The 14,520-nt window shown below is 37.9% G+C and carries 14 protein-coding genes; 7 read left to right on the forward strand and 7 right to left on the reverse strand.

Annotated features, from left to right (window positions below):
* Positions 1-231 precede the first annotated feature (231 nt).
* Positions 232-2,421 carry a carboxy terminal-processing peptidase gene (locus VH441_RS08245; RefSeq protein WP_434353165.1) on the forward strand — a complete coding sequence of 730 codons (2,190 nt, stop codon included), beginning with the start codon at positions 232-234 and terminating at the stop codon, positions 2,419-2,421.
* Positions 2,422-2,928: 507 nt separating this feature from the next.
* Here VH441_RS08245 and VH441_RS08250 read toward each other — a convergent pair.
* A complete protein-coding gene (locus VH441_RS08250; RefSeq protein WP_434353166.1) occupies positions 2,929-3,414 on the reverse strand; it encodes an FKBP-type peptidyl-prolyl cis-trans isomerase in 486 nt (161 codons plus the stop codon).
* Between the two features lie 313 nt (positions 3,415-3,727).
* Here VH441_RS08250 and VH441_RS08255 point away from each other — a divergent pair, with 313 nt between their 5' ends.
* Both VH441_RS08255 and VH441_RS08260 read left to right on the forward strand, forming a co-directional pair.
* Positions 3,728-5,545: a M61 family metallopeptidase gene (locus VH441_RS08255; protein ID WP_434353167.1), complete on the forward strand. Its 1,818-nt coding sequence runs from the start codon at positions 3,728-3,730 to the stop codon at positions 5,543-5,545.
* Positions 5,546-5,843: 298 nt separating this feature from the next.
* The gene (locus VH441_RS08260; protein WP_434353168.1) at positions 5,844-6,500 is read left to right on the forward strand and encodes a TIGR02117 family protein; all 657 of its coding nucleotides are present in this window, start codon (positions 5,844-5,846) and stop codon (positions 6,498-6,500) included.
* A gap of 61 nt (positions 6,501-6,561) precedes the next feature.
* On the opposite strand, the gene VH441_RS08265 is transcribed toward VH441_RS08260, so the two are convergent.
* Positions 6,562-7,194, reverse strand: coding sequence for a pseudouridine synthase (locus tag VH441_RS08265; protein ID WP_434353169.1), 633 nt, complete (start codon positions 7,192-7,194; stop codon positions 6,562-6,564).
* Positions 7,195-7,486: 292 nt separating this feature from the next.
* On the opposite strand from VH441_RS08265, the gene icd reads away from it, so the two are divergent.
* The 4 genes from icd (at position 7,487) to hpf (ending at position 11,566) form a co-directional block, all read left to right on the forward strand.
* Positions 7,487-8,740 carry an NADP-dependent isocitrate dehydrogenase gene (icd, locus tag VH441_RS08270; protein WP_434353170.1) on the forward strand — a complete coding sequence of 418 codons (1,254 nt, stop codon included), beginning with the start codon at positions 7,487-7,489 and terminating at the stop codon, positions 8,738-8,740.
* A 150-nt stretch (positions 8,741-8,890) separates the two neighbouring features.
* On the forward strand, positions 8,891-9,397 hold the full coding sequence (locus tag VH441_RS08275; RefSeq protein WP_434353171.1) for a chorismate--pyruvate lyase family protein: 507 nt from the start codon (positions 8,891-8,893) through the stop codon (positions 9,395-9,397).
* A 144-nt stretch (positions 9,398-9,541) separates the two neighbouring features.
* Positions 9,542-10,798: a serine hydroxymethyltransferase gene (gene glyA, locus VH441_RS08280; protein WP_434353172.1), complete on the forward strand. Its 1,257-nt coding sequence runs from the start codon at positions 9,542-9,544 to the stop codon at positions 10,796-10,798.
* Between the two features lie 387 nt (positions 10,799-11,185).
* The gene (hpf, locus tag VH441_RS08285) at positions 11,186-11,566 is read left to right on the forward strand and encodes a ribosome hibernation-promoting factor, HPF/YfiA family (RefSeq protein WP_434353173.1); all 381 of its coding nucleotides are present in this window, start codon (positions 11,186-11,188) and stop codon (positions 11,564-11,566) included.
* 79 nt (positions 11,567-11,645) lie between these two features.
* Here hpf and VH441_RS08290 read toward each other — a convergent pair whose 3' ends face one another.
* The 5 genes from VH441_RS08290 to rpsU all read right to left on the reverse strand — a co-directional run bounded on the left by VH441_RS08290 (position 11,646) and on the right by rpsU (position 14,380).
* Positions 11,646-12,005 carry a DUF423 domain-containing protein gene (locus tag VH441_RS08290; RefSeq protein ID WP_434353174.1) on the reverse strand — a complete coding sequence of 120 codons (360 nt, stop codon included), beginning with the start codon at positions 12,003-12,005 and terminating at the stop codon, positions 11,646-11,648.
* Between the two features lie 121 nt (positions 12,006-12,126).
* Positions 12,127-13,065, reverse strand: coding sequence for an RNA polymerase sigma factor RpoH (rpoH, locus tag VH441_RS08295; protein ID WP_434353175.1), 939 nt, complete (start codon positions 13,063-13,065; stop codon positions 12,127-12,129).
* A gap of 126 nt (positions 13,066-13,191) precedes the next feature.
* The gene (locus VH441_RS08300) at positions 13,192-13,563 is read right to left on the reverse strand and encodes a sulfurtransferase TusA family protein (protein WP_434353176.1); all 372 of its coding nucleotides are present in this window, start codon (positions 13,561-13,563) and stop codon (positions 13,192-13,194) included.
* Between the two features lie 37 nt (positions 13,564-13,600).
* On the reverse strand, positions 13,601-14,050 hold the full coding sequence (locus tag VH441_RS08305; RefSeq protein WP_434353177.1) for a GatB/YqeY domain-containing protein: 450 nt from the start codon (positions 14,048-14,050) through the stop codon (positions 13,601-13,603).
* Positions 14,051-14,164: 114 nt separating this feature from the next.
* Entirely contained in the window at positions 14,165-14,380 is a 216-nt protein-coding gene (rpsU, locus tag VH441_RS08310; RefSeq protein ID WP_434353178.1) for a 30S ribosomal protein S21, read from the reverse strand.
* Positions 14,381-14,520: the final 140 nt, after the last annotated feature.

Consider the following 14,520-nt stretch of genomic DNA (forward strand, 5'->3'; position numbering starts at 1 on the left):
ATTGTGTTTGTGGTCACTTACTAATTTAGCTATTAGATTTCGTGTTGCGCCACTTATGTAAATAAAATATCAAATATTATGCCACATAAGCCAGCTGTATATACAGTTAAGTAAGTTTTCTTACGGTAAAAATACATAATAGGCAAGACAAGTAACTAACCACATGCTAGTATTTGATAATCATTTTTGTATACCCATCTATATATAAAGCATAAACTTCAGGGAAATAATATGAAAAATCAAAAATCACAGTGGGCGTTGAGCGCTCTTTTTGTTGGGGTTACTGGCTTACTTTTATCTCAAAGTTATAACACGGCGCTTGCTCAAACCACAACGCAGGCGCAGCCAGCGGTAACAACTGACTTTATGGCAACCCCTGCGCAAAAGTTAACAACTCGTCAAATTGCCGCTTTGTTAGATAGGGCGCATTACCTAAGCCAGCCACTTAATGAAGAAATGGGGCGCAAGATCCTCGATATGTACTTTTATCGTTTGGATTCAAATCGTACTTTATTTTTGCAGTCAGATATTGATGAGTTTACGGCTAAATATGGTGCAAGTTTTGCCAACCGCCTCAAACGAGGGAATTTAACCGCAGGTGCAGAGATTTTTGAGCGTTATCGTCAGCGTGCGAATGAATATCATGATTTTGCCAATCAATTTTTAGCAAATGAGGTGAACTTAACCACAAATGAAACCGTGGTCATTGATAGAGAAGACGAAGCCAGATTTACCACAAAGGCTGAACAAGAAGACTATTGGCGACGCAAACTAACCTATCAATTGATTGGTTTAACTTTAGCACAAGAAGATGAAAAGGCAAAAGAGCAGGTATTTCTTGAAAACCCTGATATTACTCGTGGGCAGGATTTGATTCGTGATGATCAACGTACACCTGCTCAGATTTTGTTAAAACGTTTGGCACGCAAACAAGGGCAAATGAATCGCATTAAAGATGATGAGATTATGGAAACCTTGTTAAACACGGCGACTTTAACTTATGATCCTCACAGCAATTATTATGCCCCCGTGCAGGCAACTGAGATAAAAATTCAATCAAGCTTGCAGCTAGAAGGCATTGGTGTTTCTATCCGTCCAGACCGAAAAAATCAAGACTACACGCGTATTGTCACATTGGTAGATGGCGGTCCAGCAGCGCAGTCTGGTCAAATTAAACCCAATGACCTGATTATTGGCGTGGCAAAAGACGGCAAAGAAATGCAAGACGTGATTGGTTGGAGCACACGAGAAATTGTTGGGTTGATTCGTGGTAAGCGTGGTACTGAAGTTGTACTTAAAGTAAAACAACCAAATACACCCGACTCGGCTGCTCGTACGGTGTCGATTGTACGAGATGTCATTAAACAAGAAGAATCGGGCGTACAGCATAGAGTGATTGATGTTGAACACAATGGCAGCAACAAACGTATTGGTGTGTTAGAGATTCCAAGTTTTTATCTCAATTACTTAGCTCGCAGAAGTGGGCAAGAATACCGCAGTGTGAGTGAAGATACCCAAAAAGCAATTAATGCCCTTCAAGCGCAAAATATTGATGGCATGGTTGTTGACTTACGTAATGACCCAGGTGGCTCATTAACCGAAGTGGTTAAAATGCTGGGTATGTTTATTAAAGATGGTCCTATGGTGCAAATTCGTGATGGTCGTGGTCATGTCGATGTTTATCAAGATCCAGATGATGGTGAGCAAATTTATGCAGGCGATATGGTGGTTATTACTAACCTTGCATCTGCCTCAGCAAGTGAGATTTTTGCTGCTGCGATTCAGGATTATGGTCGAGGCTTGGTAGTGGGGAGTACCACAACGGGTAAAGGTTCGGCACAAATTCAGTTAGATAATTTGGCATTAGGCTCGGCAACACTCACTCAGCGCAAGTTTTATCGTGTTAATGGTGGTAGCACACAAAACAAAGGCGTTGTGCCAGATGTTAAGCTGGTTAATATCTATGATGAAGAAATTTTTGGTGAACGTGCTACAAAAAACCCACTAGCGTGGGATACCATCGAGTCTGCCGATTATACACCAGCGGGTAAGTTTACGGCAGATACGCTAAAAACATTAAATGAGCAATCACAAATTCGTCAAACGCTTGACCCTCAATTTGTCTATTTATCTACTCTAAATAGCATTAGAGAAATGGATGATGATAAAAAAGCCGTTATGATTAATATTGATGACAGACGTGCCCATAATCAGGAAGTAGAACAAAAAACGCTTGAAGCAGAAAACAAACGACGCATTGCCACGGGTAAACAACCTTATGCAGATTGGCATACTTATCAAGCGGCGATAGATGCTTTGTTTGAAGAGCGTAGTAAAATGAAAGAACACGAGCGTCCAGAGTTGCCAGAAAGTGAGGCATTTGTGCTTGAAGCAGCACAGCTGATGTTAGATGCCAAATAAGCTTGCTTGGAGCGTCATTTTACTGAAATAAAATCTTTTAGCTTAAGACTTCAAAGCAAACGCACTAAGGCACTTGTATTGTGATTTGGCTTTTGTGTAAGTATATGCTTACACACCTTGGTGGTTTTATCCTCTTTTTATCCATTGGTTTTTTTGCGATTATATACTCAAGGCAAAGGGATACACTCAATGGATTGAGATAAGGATGATGTTTGCCGATGAGTATGGATGCTCAAAAGTATCACTGGCAAGAAGCCTAGCTTTGTATTAGTTCATGGATTGAATTAATCGTATAAACAAGGATTGTTTGTAATAAAACCGTATAGCATTATGTTATACGGTTTTGTTATTTCTATAAGCTGGTTGTTGTATGTATTCAATGAAAAAATAAAAACTCAATGGCAATTAACCATTGAGTTTTTTATATTATGCGACTTTTACAGTTGCAACATTAACTTATTAGCATCATGCAAATAACAACGTAAATTACAGCGCAAACCATAATGATTAGTGCTGTACGCCGCCCACACCATGGATATGACCGTGTGAAATTTCGTCTTCAGTTGCGGCACGTACTTCAGTAATTTCTACATCAAAATGAAGAGTTTTGCCAGCAAGTGGGTGGTTTGCATCTACAGTTACCATCTCATCTGTTACTTCGGTAACCGTTACTAGCATGGTTTGACCGCCTGCTTCTGACTGAAACTGCATACCAACTTCAATATTGTCAACACCCTGAAAGTTTTCACGTGGTACTTGTTGTACCGCTTGCTCTTGGTATTCACCGTAAGCTTCTTCTGGCGTTACGGTGGCGACTAGTGTTTCACCAGCTGATTTGCCTTCTAGTTGTTTTTCTAAACCTGGGATAATGTTGCCATGACCATGTAGATAAGCCAGTGGTTGACCTTCTGGTGACTGATCAATGACGTTACCTTCATCATCTTTTAAAGTGTAGCTAAAAAATGCAGCAGAATCTTTTGCAATTGTTGTCATATTTATTCCTAAAATTAAAAAGTAAAAATTTAAAATAAACCAAAAAGTGAAAGTAAACTGCTTATTCAAGATTATAGTTTATTGGCTTGGTTATTAGATTGAGATGATACGAAGTGGTTTCAAGTCAAAACTAAAATAATTATTAAATTTTCGGGTTAAATTTAGCTTGATGGGCAGGCTATTTAACTTAAATAGTTAAATACTTTGTTTAAGCTTAAAAAATCTTGGTTAATGATGAGCATTTGCAAACTCGTAAACTTGGGGATACTATTAAACCAATATTAATAACATAGCATAATTTTTAGAGATTTTTATGACAAGCATAGACTACCAGCTGAGTTTTGAACGTTACAATGAACATTTAGTAGATGTTGCTATTAATTTTGAGACAAAAAATAAAGCGCCAATCGTTTGGTTACCTTCATGGCTGGCTGGCAGTTATTTGATGCGTGAGTTTGCGCGCAATATCACAGCGGTTTATTATCAGGTGGATGGTGAAACCCATAAGGCGGATAAGCTTAGCAAAAATGAATGGCAATTAACCCAAGCAAAAAAAGGCGATAAATTAACCATTAATTATGAGGTGTATTGTTATGACTTATCTGTCAGAGCAGCTTATGTAGACAATATGCGCATTTTTGGTAATTTTAGTTCGCTGGCATTGGCAATTGATGGGCAAGCAGATACCCAAATTAGTTTAGCTTTATCTGTGCCACTGGCATTTTATGCGAATAAAAAAGATGTGAAGATAGCATTTGGTTTGCAAGTGGCAGAGGTAAACACAGAGACGGCTCATATTTATCATGCAAAAGCGTTAAATTATGATGCTTTAATAGATTATCCTTTTGAGATTGCTGAGCAAACTCACTTTTGCTTCACAACAACCGACAATAACGGTAAGCAAATACCGCACCGTTTTTATATTTCTGGGCAGCATAGTACCGATGTTACCCGCCTAAAAACAGACATACAAAAAATATGCCAAACTTATAATAATTGGTTGGGTGATACACCTTTTGCTGATTATACGTTTTTAACCTTTGCCAGTGGTAATGATTATGGTGGACTTGAACATATTAACTCAACGGCGTTAATTACCCCCAGAGATGACTTACCGAGTTTTGATGAGCCAGCTCAGCCAAGTGATGCTTATCAAAGGTTTTTAGGGCTTTGTAGTCATGAATACTTTCATGCTTGGTGGGTTAAAACCGTGCGTCCAGATGTGATGATGGGTGTTGACTTGCGTCAAGAGGCCTATACGCCGCTATTGTGGGTATTTGAAGGATTTACATCGTATATTGATGACTTTATGCTACAAGCCAGTGGGGTGGTAAGTAAAGCAAGCTACTTAAAATTGTTAACGACCCAAATCAATCGTTATAACCAAACGGCAGGACGTTATCTACAATCTGTTGCTGAGTCTAGCTTTGATGCTTGGATTAAATTATACCGAGGTGATGAAAATACAGGCAACGCTGGCATTAGTTATTACAACAAAGGGGCATTGGTTGCTTTGTGTTTGGATTTGTTGATGATTAATAAAACCGATGGAAAAAAGCGTTTGTTTGATGTGGTTAAGGCGTTTTATGCGTTAGCCAAACAAGCCGATAACCATCGTTTTGGCATGAATGATACTAACCTTGCAAATGTTATGATAAGTTTTATTGGAGAAGCGGCATGGCAGGCGTTTTATGATAACTACATTATTGGTTTAAAACCGCTGCCGATAGCTGAGCTTTTAGAACAAAATGGCATTCAGCTAAAAACTGATGGCATCTTAGCCAATACCTTGCCATGGGGTGTTATGGTTACCGAAGGTGCAAATGGGTTGGTTGTAAACAAAGTCAATCGCAATAGTGTTGCTAGCGAGGCAGGCATATCTGCAAAAGATGTGATTGTGGCAATTGATGGACTAAAAGCTAATAAAAAACAGTTAGAAAAAGTAACAAAACAGCAAATTGAGCATGATGAAGATGTTGTTTGTTATGCCTTTAGACGTGATGAACTTTTAGAGTTTAACGTAGCAAGCAAAACGCAAGCAGGGCAGTCTGCACGACCAACGTTGGGCAAAGCCGTGTTATTTATTCATGATACAGAGCAAGCAAACACTTGGTTAGATGTGAATCCCTAAAAGTTTGTTGTAACTGTTGGTGATAAAGTAATCGCAGCAAATTGGCACCGATGGGAAAAGCTTGTTACTAAGTTGGTATGGAGGGATGACAAGTTACAGAAAAATAAGGTTATTATGTTGCTATTGACTATGATCTGAAAATAGAAATTCAGTTGATAAAAACTTAACCAAAGCGTAATAGGAAATAGAGATATTGCTATGCTATTATCGTTATAGCAGAGTTGATTTAAGTTGTTGTGCTGAGTAATTTTAAATTTACCAATGTGTCATATAATGGATGTGAAACATGGAATAAGTCATGCGAAAAATCATCAACATACTACTAAAAATGCTGCTTGCTATTCTTGCCACTTTAATTATTTACTTTGTGGTAGCATTGAGTTTATCTGCCATAACTGTTGAGCGACCTAACCCACTACCTACCAAAGAATTAACTAAAAAAATCTATATACATACCAATGGAGTGCATTTGGATATTGCGATGCACAAACAAGATGTTGCCCCAGAACTGATGAGTGGACTTTTGTTAAAGCCAAATAAAGCGTATGTGTCTTTTGGGTGGGGCGATGAAAATTTTTATTTGAATACGCCAACATGGGGTGACTTAACGGTTAAAACAGCAATGACAGCCTTGTTTTTAGACAGTGAAGGCTTAATGCATGTCAAGCATTTTGACGCACCAAAAAAAGATTGGAAAACGGTGGCAGTAAGCGAGGCTGAGCTTGCCAAAATTAATCACTACTTAAATGCATCGTTTGCGGTAGATAAAAATGGCAATAAAATGATTTTAGCGGGTCAGGGGTTTACGCCAACAGATGATTTTTATAAAGCAAATGGTCGCTACTCCTTATTTAATACTTGTAATACATGGGTAAATACAGGGTTTAAACAAAGTGGATTAAAAGCGAGTTTGTGGACTCCATTTGATTTTGGGCTATTAAATAAATATGAATAAGCTTTAATGGACGCTATCAAAGCGTCTAGCCTAAAATTGGTTACATTTAGTGTGCGTTTGCTTATTTCACGCCTAATTGTTTTAACTTGTTGTGATTTAAATGCACTCGTATAAATTCACCGACACCAAGGTTACCCAACTCAAAGCCAGCAACTGACCATCTAATTAAGCGTAAACAGGGTAAACCAACGTGTGCCGTCATACGACGAACTTGTCGATTCTTACCTTCATAAATGGTTAACATTAACCAAGCCGTTGGTACGTTTTTACGTTCTCGTATGGGTGGGTTGCGTTGCCAAAGTGGCATGGGCAATGCGTCTTCGTTAAATTGTTGTACCTTAGCTGGTAACGTTTTACCATCTTTTAGCACAACCCCTTTAGCAAGCTCAGCAAGTTGTTTGGCAGTGGGAGAACCTTCTACTTGTACTAAATAGGTTTTACCTTGTTTATGTTGGTTGAGGCTTGGAGGATGGGTAATAATTTTATTAATTTTGCCACCAACTTTGTCATTGTGTGTGAGTATTAATAAACCTTCACTTGTGGCGTCTAACCTGCCGGCAATGCGTAGGGATTTATCAGTAAAATAGTCTGCTAGGGTAGCATGGTTGTTGCCTGCATCATTTCTAAATTGGCTTTGTACGCCATAAGGTTTATTGAATAAGATGATGGCAGGACTGTTGTTAGATTTTGACATGAAAGATGCTAGTAAAAGGCTAAAATTATTTAAATTTTGTTTTTTTGCTTTAAAAAAGTCAATAACATTTTCTAAATAAATGAATTCAAAAACTATATAACAAAGAAAAATTATCAGTTGCGCTGACTTTTAGTTACTATATAGTCACATTTTTTTATTATGAATAAAAAAACTTAAATTTTATTTTTTGCTCTATCTTTGTTGTGCAATTTACATGGAATGTAATAAAAATAGTTGTATAACGATTACCCATTATCAATTTTTAAATTCTGAAACATAATTGGAGTCCTAAATGGCTTATGAGAAAGTAACTGTACCTACCGAGGGTGCAAAAATCACAGTAAATGATGACCTATCTTTAAACGTACCAAACAATCCAATCATCCCATTTATTGAAGGGGATGGTATTGGTGCAGACATTACGCCTGTTATGATTAAAGTAGTAGATTCAGCTGTAGAAAAAGCATATGGTGGTGACAAAAAAATCAGCTGGATGGAAACCTACTGTGGTGAAAAAGCGTCAAATATTTATGATGGCAACTACTTCCCAGAAGAGACTTTAGAAGTCTTAAAAGAATTTGCGGTAAGTATCAAAGGTCCACTAACCACACCAGTTGGTGGGGGATTCCGCTCATTAAATGTGGCATTACGTCAACAACTAGACTTATTTGTTTGCCAACGCCCAGTTCGTTGGTTTGAAGGTGTGCCAAGCCCAGTAAAAGAGCCAGGTAAAACAGACATGGTAATCTTCCGTGAAAACTCAGAAGATATTTACTGTGGTATTGAATGGCAATCTAATACAGAAGATGCTAAAAAACTGATTGAGTTTTTACAAAATGAAATGGGTGTAACTAAAATCCGTTTTCCAGAAGATTGTGGTATCGGTGTTAAGCCAGTGTCTAAACAAGGTACGCAGCGTTTGGTACAAAAAGCGATTCAACACGCAATCGATAATGACTTGCCAAGTGTTACTATTGTACACAAAGGTAATATCATGAAGTTTACCGAAGGCTCGTTTAAAGATTGGGGCTATGAGCTTGCAGCTGAAGCCTTTGGCGCTGAGTTGTTAGATGGCGGACCTTGGATGACAATGAAAAATCCAAAAACTGGTAATGAAATCATCATTAAAGACGTGATTGCTGATGCCTTCTTACAACAGATCCTTCTTCGCCCAGATGAGTATTCTGTGATTGCAACGCTAAACTTAAATGGTGACTACATTTCTGATGCGCTAGCGGCACAAGTTGGTGGTATCGGTATTGCACCAGGCGCTAACAAAGCAGAAAAAGTGGCAGTTTATGAAGCAACACACGGCACAGCACCTAAATATGCTGGTCAAGATAAAGTAAACCCAGGTTCATTAATCTTGTCTGCAGAAATGATGCTGCGTGACATGGGGTGGACAGAAGCTGCTGACCTTATTATTAAGGGTATTGAAGGTGCCATTGCTAAAAAGACAGTGACTTATGACTTTGAGCGTTTGATGGATAATGCAACCTTGCTAAGCTGCTCTGAGTTTGGTGATGCAATGATTGCAGAAATGTAATCTCGCATTGCAAAAAAATTAAACCCTCGCTATCTTGTAGTGGGGGTTTTTTATTGCAGATAAATATACCAAAAAATAAAATCAACAAGCATTTGAGTCTTTGGGCTTTAATGTGGATAATATAAACCAACATTACACAAATAATCATACATGACGACGCATTTAGATAATAACAAAAGACGTGATAATACGATGCTACCAAATAAATTAGCTCACTGGTTGACGGCCAGCGGTTCATTAACCGCTTTATTAGAAAACAAAGCTGGGCAACCACTAAGAGTTGTGCGTACTTTTGAAGGGTTTAAACCGCTAAATCTTACTCAAAAAAAACAAATAGGTTTAACAGGGCAGGCATTAAATCGTCCTTTAATGGCATGGGTACGAGAAGTCTTGTTATATGGAGATGATGCGACTCCTTGGATTGCAGCGCAAAGTATATTCCCCCAAAAAAGCTTGCAAGGTAATGCAAAACGGCTCAAGCACCTAAAAAATACCCCCATTGGTTATGTATTGTTTAAACGTCAAACGAAGCTCCCTAATACGCGCACAATTACAAATACAACAGAAGGTTGGCAACGGCAAACTTTATATCATTGGCAGGGTAGACCAATTTTAATAGCGGAAACCTTTTTGCAAGCGTTTGAAAATACTCTATAACATACACGCTCATCTTCTTAATTAATAGATATTCAAACTTTGTAAATAATTTGATGTAAAAGCATCAAAATCATATAAAAAAAACAAGTGTTCATGTTAAACTTGTTCTAATTTTTCATTTAAATCACTTTTTAAGGATGTGTTATGTTTAAAAATATTTCTATCAAAGAATTTGACCCAGCATTATCTCAAGCAATGGAAGCCGAGTCATTACGTCAAGAAGAGCATATTGAGCTGATTGCTTCAGAAAACTATTGTTCACAGGCGGTGATGGAAGCACAAGGTAGTGATTTAACCAATAAGTATGCCGAAGGCTATCCTAACAAACGATATTATGGCGGTTGTGAGTATGTCGATGTGGTTGAGCAGCTAGCAATTGACCGTGCAAAAGCGTTATTTGGTGCAGAATATGCCAATGTACAGCCACACTCTGGTAGCTCTGCTAACTCTGCGGTATACCTTGCTTTGTTAGATGCAGGGGATACAGTTTTGGGTATGAGCTTAGATGCGGGTGGTCATTTAACGCATGGCTCACATGTTAACTTTTCTGGCATCAACTATAAAGCTGTACAGTATGGATTAGATGAATCAACTGGTTTAATTGATTACGATCAAGTTGCCCAATTGGCAGCAGAGCATAAGCCAAAAATGATTTTGGCTGGTTTCTCAGCGTATTCTCAAGTGGTAGATTGGGCAAAGTTCCGTGAAATCGCTGATAGCGTGGGTGCTTATTTGTTTGTTGATATGGCACACGTTGCTGGGCTTGTTGCAGCTGGTGTGTATCCAAACCCAGTACCATTTGCAGATGTGGTTACAACAACCACCCACAAAACTTTGCGTGGCCCTCGTTCTGGTTTGATTTTATCACGTGATGATGTGTTGGCTAAAAAGCTAAACTCTGCTGTATTCCCTGGTAGTCAGGGCGGTCCTTTAATGCATGCTGTTGCTGCTAAAGCAGTGTGTTTTAAAGAGGCATTAAGTGATGATTTTAAAGCTTATCAACAGCAAGTTGCTAAAAATGCTCAGGCAATGAGTGATGTGATTACTCAGCGAGGATATGAAGTTGTATCTGGCGGCACAAAAAACCATTTAATGCTGATTAGCTTAATTAAGCAAGAAGTAACAGGTAAAGAAGCAGATAAGTGGTTGGGTGATGCATTTATTACAGTTAATAAAAACTCAGTACCAAATGATCCTAAATCACCTTTTGTTACATCAGGTATCCGTATTGGCACGCCAGCAGTAACAACGCGTGGTTTTAAAGAAGAACAAGTTGCTGAGTTGGCTGGTTGGATTTGTGATGTTATTGATAGCAAAGGCGATGAAGCAGTGATTACAGCAACGCGTGAAAAAGTTAAAGCGTTGTGTGCTAACTTCCCTGTTTATGAAAAAAATCAATAAGCGCATTAAGCAATAATTTTAATATAAGTTTTAAAACCAGTTTATCTTTAAAAAGATAGGCTGGTTTTTTAATGGAAGCATTATAACAAAAGGCTTATAAAACCATAAAAATATTAATAATATAAAAAGCAAAATTTTTTAATTATACAGATTTAATAACTAAAAGATAGTTTTACTTACATAAAGTTACAAATAAATTGGGCTTCTGATTTGCATTGATAAAAAAAATATGAGAAATTGGAGTCATGCAGATAAGGATATCGGCATCAGAAAGTTAAATACAAGAGCTAAATATTGGACTCAAACATTTGTAAACTGTTCTGTAAATAGGTTTACAAATGTTAATGCTCTTACCCAAAAGCGACATTTTATACAAGGAGTAACCTTATGAATATCTCGATTAGTGGTCACCATATTTCTATCACAAATGGTATGAAAGCAGCTGTGATGGATAAACTAAATAGAGTTGAGCGTCGATTCGACCAAATTCAAAGTATTAAGGTAATCCTGTCTCTGGATAATCATCATAGTGAAACCAGCCATGCAGGTCACCATAACCATAAAGCAGAAGCGATTATGCGCGTAGCAGGGCATGAGATGTTTGTAAGCGTGTCGCAAGATGATATGTATCAGGCTATTAATGAGATGGCTGATAAACTGGATAGACAAGCACGAAAGTATAAAACAAAATTAGATCGAAAAAGTCGGGCAAGTAAGCGTTTGCGTTTAAAAAGTTATCGTACGGATGATTATGCAATGGCAGTATAAAACATTGACTGTTTGATTTGAATTAAAAAACCGATGGTTCAATGACCATCGGTTTTATTTTAACGATATAAAATATATTTTAATTGTTTTTAAATGCCACAATGGCTAAGCAAACCCAACCGGCAATCATAAACAAGCCACCCATTGGTGTTATTGCCCCAAACCAACGAGGTGCACCCAACGCCATTAAATATAAGCTGCCTGCAAATAAAATAATACCGACTTGCAATAGCCATGCAGGTAACTGGTTAAACCCAAAATATTTTATTAACACACCTATTAGCAATAAACCAAGTGCATGGAAAAAGAAGTAAAGCGTACCAGTTTGCCACCAAGCTAACTGCTCAGGGTTTGCGACTGATTTTAAACCGTGGGCACCAAATGCACCTAAGGCAACGGCACTGGCTAAGTTTAAGGCGGCTATTGCTATCCAGTTCATTTTTTTCTCAATTATAATAATGTTGTTTTATCGTGCTGCTAAATTTATTGAAGCAGGGGCGTATCATAAAAAAGAAGTTTAACAGGTTTTTGGGTTACAAATCGGCACGAATATAAGTTAATTAATAATCATCGCCAACAACGCCATCTACTGTCATGGCTTCTTTTATTTTTTCCATCGCATTTTTTTCAATTTGGCGTACGCGTTCGGCAGAAATATCATAAACGGCAGCAAGCTCATGCAATGTAGATTTTTGTTCAGATAGCCATCGTTGTTGCACAATATCACGAGAGCGCTCATCTAACGTATCCATTGCGGCAACTAAGGCATTATTATTGTTTTCTTCCCAATCCGCTTCTTCAATTAGCTCGGCAGGGTCGGCACCTTCATCCTCTAAAAACATTTGAGGGGCGTAGCGTTCTTCCTCATCGTCAGTAGTTTGCGTTTCAAAAGAGGCATCATATGAAGTTAAACGAGACTCCATCTCCAAAACTTGTTTGCGTGTAACACCCAAATCTTCTGCAATAGCGTCAGCTTCTTCTAATGTGAGTTGATTGTTAGTTTTTTTAAGGCTACGTAAATTAAAAAACAGTTTACGGTGTGCTTTAGTGGTGGCAACTTTAACAATGCGCCAGTTGCGGATAACAAACTCATGAATCTCTGCTTTTATCCAATGCACGGCAAATGATACCAAACGCACGCCTTTGTTTGGATCAAAGCGTTTTACTGCTTTCATTAAACCCAGGTTACCTTCTTGGATTAAGTCAGCTTGTGGTAAGCCATAGCCAGAATAACTACGAGCAATGTGGATAACAAAACGTAAATGAGACATTACCAATAAACGAGCAGCTTCTACATCACCATCGTTGTAATAGCGAACGGCGAGCTCTTTTTCTTGCTCGGGTGTTAAAATTGGGATTTGATGTACCGTATTTATATAAGCGCCAAGATTGACGCCCGGCGCACTTAAATGTACAGGTATGGCAGGAACAAGCTCTTTAGTTGGCTTGCTTGCCAAGTCTTGTGCAATCGGAGTTGCTTTGTTTTGTTCGGTAGCCATGAAAAGACCCTAAAAAAATAGTTAATGTTATTTATTATAATGGTAATTTGATAAATTTGTAGTTTTGTGTTGTAAAAGATTGTCTTTTATAAAAATAAACGAGTAACAATTATTGAATAGCTTGTGTTACTGTTTTATTAAGAAATGAAAAACACCGTTGCTTTGCCAATTTAACAAATTGAGTTTTTTTTGTTTGGCAAAGGCAATCATGTCATGCATTGAGTTTGAGTCGGTTGCGACCATGTATAAATAAGTACCAATAGGCAAAACTCGCAGCCCAATTTTGGTTTTTAGCAAAGGTTGTGGGCACGCAAGATCTCGCCCATCAACAAAAACACTAATTGATATATCGGCATCATTTACTAGTGCAATATCACAGCTTTGCAATAACTGACTGACAGTTTTTATTTGTGTTTCGTCTTCAATTTTTAAACGAACTAACTTAGGGCAAAAAACAGCATCAGAGTTTAGCAGAGCTGTGGGATTGGCTTGTCGCATTTTTTATCAACTTTTAGCTTGTTACGGGATAATGGGTTTATCCCATTAATGCTTTTTTTACCAAACCAGAAATCATAGCTGGGTCAGCACGTCCTGCTGTTTTGCCTTTTAATGCGCCCATTACCTTGCCCATATCTTGCATAGAGCTGGCACCTTGCTCAGCAATTTCTGCCTGTACTAATGCAGATACTTCTTCTTCCGTCATTTGTTTTGGCATGAATGCTTGAATTACTTCTAGTTCAAATTGCTCTTTTGCTGCTAAATCATCACGTCCATTTTCGCTGAATACGGCTAAAGACTCTTGGCGCTGTTTAATTTGCTTTTGTAAAACATCAAGTACAGCGGCATCATCTAGTTCTATTTTTTTATCCACTTCAATTTGTTTAATTGCTGCTTGCACACCACGCAAAACTTTTACTTTATCCATTTCACGCGCTTTCATGGCAGTTTTTAGGCTATCTGCTAGAGTTGTTTTCATAGTACTCATGTTTTTTCCTTATATTTTAATCACAAGTTTTGTTAAATTTTAGCATAAAAAAGCGTCGCTGTTAGATTATAACAGCGACGCTCTACCAATTAGAAAGCTAACTGGATATATCTATTAGTACTTACGAACAGTACGTACTGATTCGCGTTGTACTTTCTTTTTATAGCGTTTTACTGCGGCTGCTTTTTTACGCTTACGTTCTTGAGTTGGCTTTTCATAAAACTCACGCTTGCGAACGTCTGCTAAGATACCAGCTTTTTCGCAAGAGCGTTTAAAACGACGGATTGCTACGTCAACTGGTTCATTTTCTTTAACCTTAACTGAAGGCATATTTGCTCCTTAATAAGCATTTTGAGACATTAGTTGGCATTAGTTTGGCTGTTATTTTATTTGCCTTTAGCCAAAACGGTCATGACCTTGTCTCATGTTTTGGCATCAGCTCAAACTAGGATAATTAAGTTTAAAAACTG

Source organism: Psychrobacter sp. HD31, assembly GCF_051097895.1.
Classification (GTDB): Bacteria; Pseudomonadota; Gammaproteobacteria; order Pseudomonadales; family Moraxellaceae; genus Psychrobacter.

What these genes read in the sequence shown, in the direction of transcription:
- VH441_RS08245 (WP_434353165.1), top strand. Translation starts at nt 232, where the DNA reads ATGAAAAATCAAAAATCACAGTGGGCGTTGAGCGCTCTTTTTGTTGGG.
- VH441_RS08250 (WP_434353166.1), bottom strand. Translation starts at nt 3,414, where the DNA reads ATGACAACAATTGCAAAAGATTCTGCTGCATTTTTTAGCTACACTTTA.
- VH441_RS08255 (WP_434353167.1), top strand. Translation starts at nt 3,728, where the DNA reads ATGACAAGCATAGACTACCAGCTGAGTTTTGAACGTTACAATGAACAT.
- VH441_RS08260 (WP_434353168.1), top strand. Translation starts at nt 5,844, where the DNA reads ATGCGAAAAATCATCAACATACTACTAAAAATGCTGCTTGCTATTCTT.
- VH441_RS08265 (WP_434353169.1), bottom strand. Translation starts at nt 7,194, where the DNA reads ATGTCAAAATCTAACAACAGTCCTGCCATCATCTTATTCAATAAACCT.
- icd (WP_434353170.1), top strand. Translation starts at nt 7,487, where the DNA reads ATGGCTTATGAGAAAGTAACTGTACCTACCGAGGGTGCAAAAATCACA.
- VH441_RS08275 (WP_434353171.1), top strand. Translation starts at nt 8,891, where the DNA reads ATGACGACGCATTTAGATAATAACAAAAGACGTGATAATACGATGCTA.
- glyA (WP_434353172.1), top strand. Translation starts at nt 9,542, where the DNA reads ATGTTTAAAAATATTTCTATCAAAGAATTTGACCCAGCATTATCTCAA.
- hpf (WP_434353173.1), top strand. Translation starts at nt 11,186, where the DNA reads ATGAATATCTCGATTAGTGGTCACCATATTTCTATCACAAATGGTATG.
- VH441_RS08290 (WP_434353174.1), bottom strand. Translation starts at nt 12,005, where the DNA reads ATGAACTGGATAGCAATAGCCGCCTTAAACTTAGCCAGTGCCGTTGCC.
- rpoH (WP_434353175.1), bottom strand. Translation starts at nt 13,065, where the DNA reads ATGGCTACCGAACAAAACAAAGCAACTCCGATTGCACAAGACTTGGCA.
- VH441_RS08300 (WP_434353176.1), bottom strand. Translation starts at nt 13,563, where the DNA reads ATGCGACAAGCCAATCCCACAGCTCTGCTAAACTCTGATGCTGTTTTT.
- VH441_RS08305 (WP_434353177.1), bottom strand. Translation starts at nt 14,050, where the DNA reads ATGAGTACTATGAAAACAACTCTAGCAGATAGCCTAAAAACTGCCATG.
- rpsU (WP_434353178.1), bottom strand. Translation starts at nt 14,380, where the DNA reads ATGCCTTCAGTTAAGGTTAAAGAAAATGAACCAGTTGACGTAGCAATC.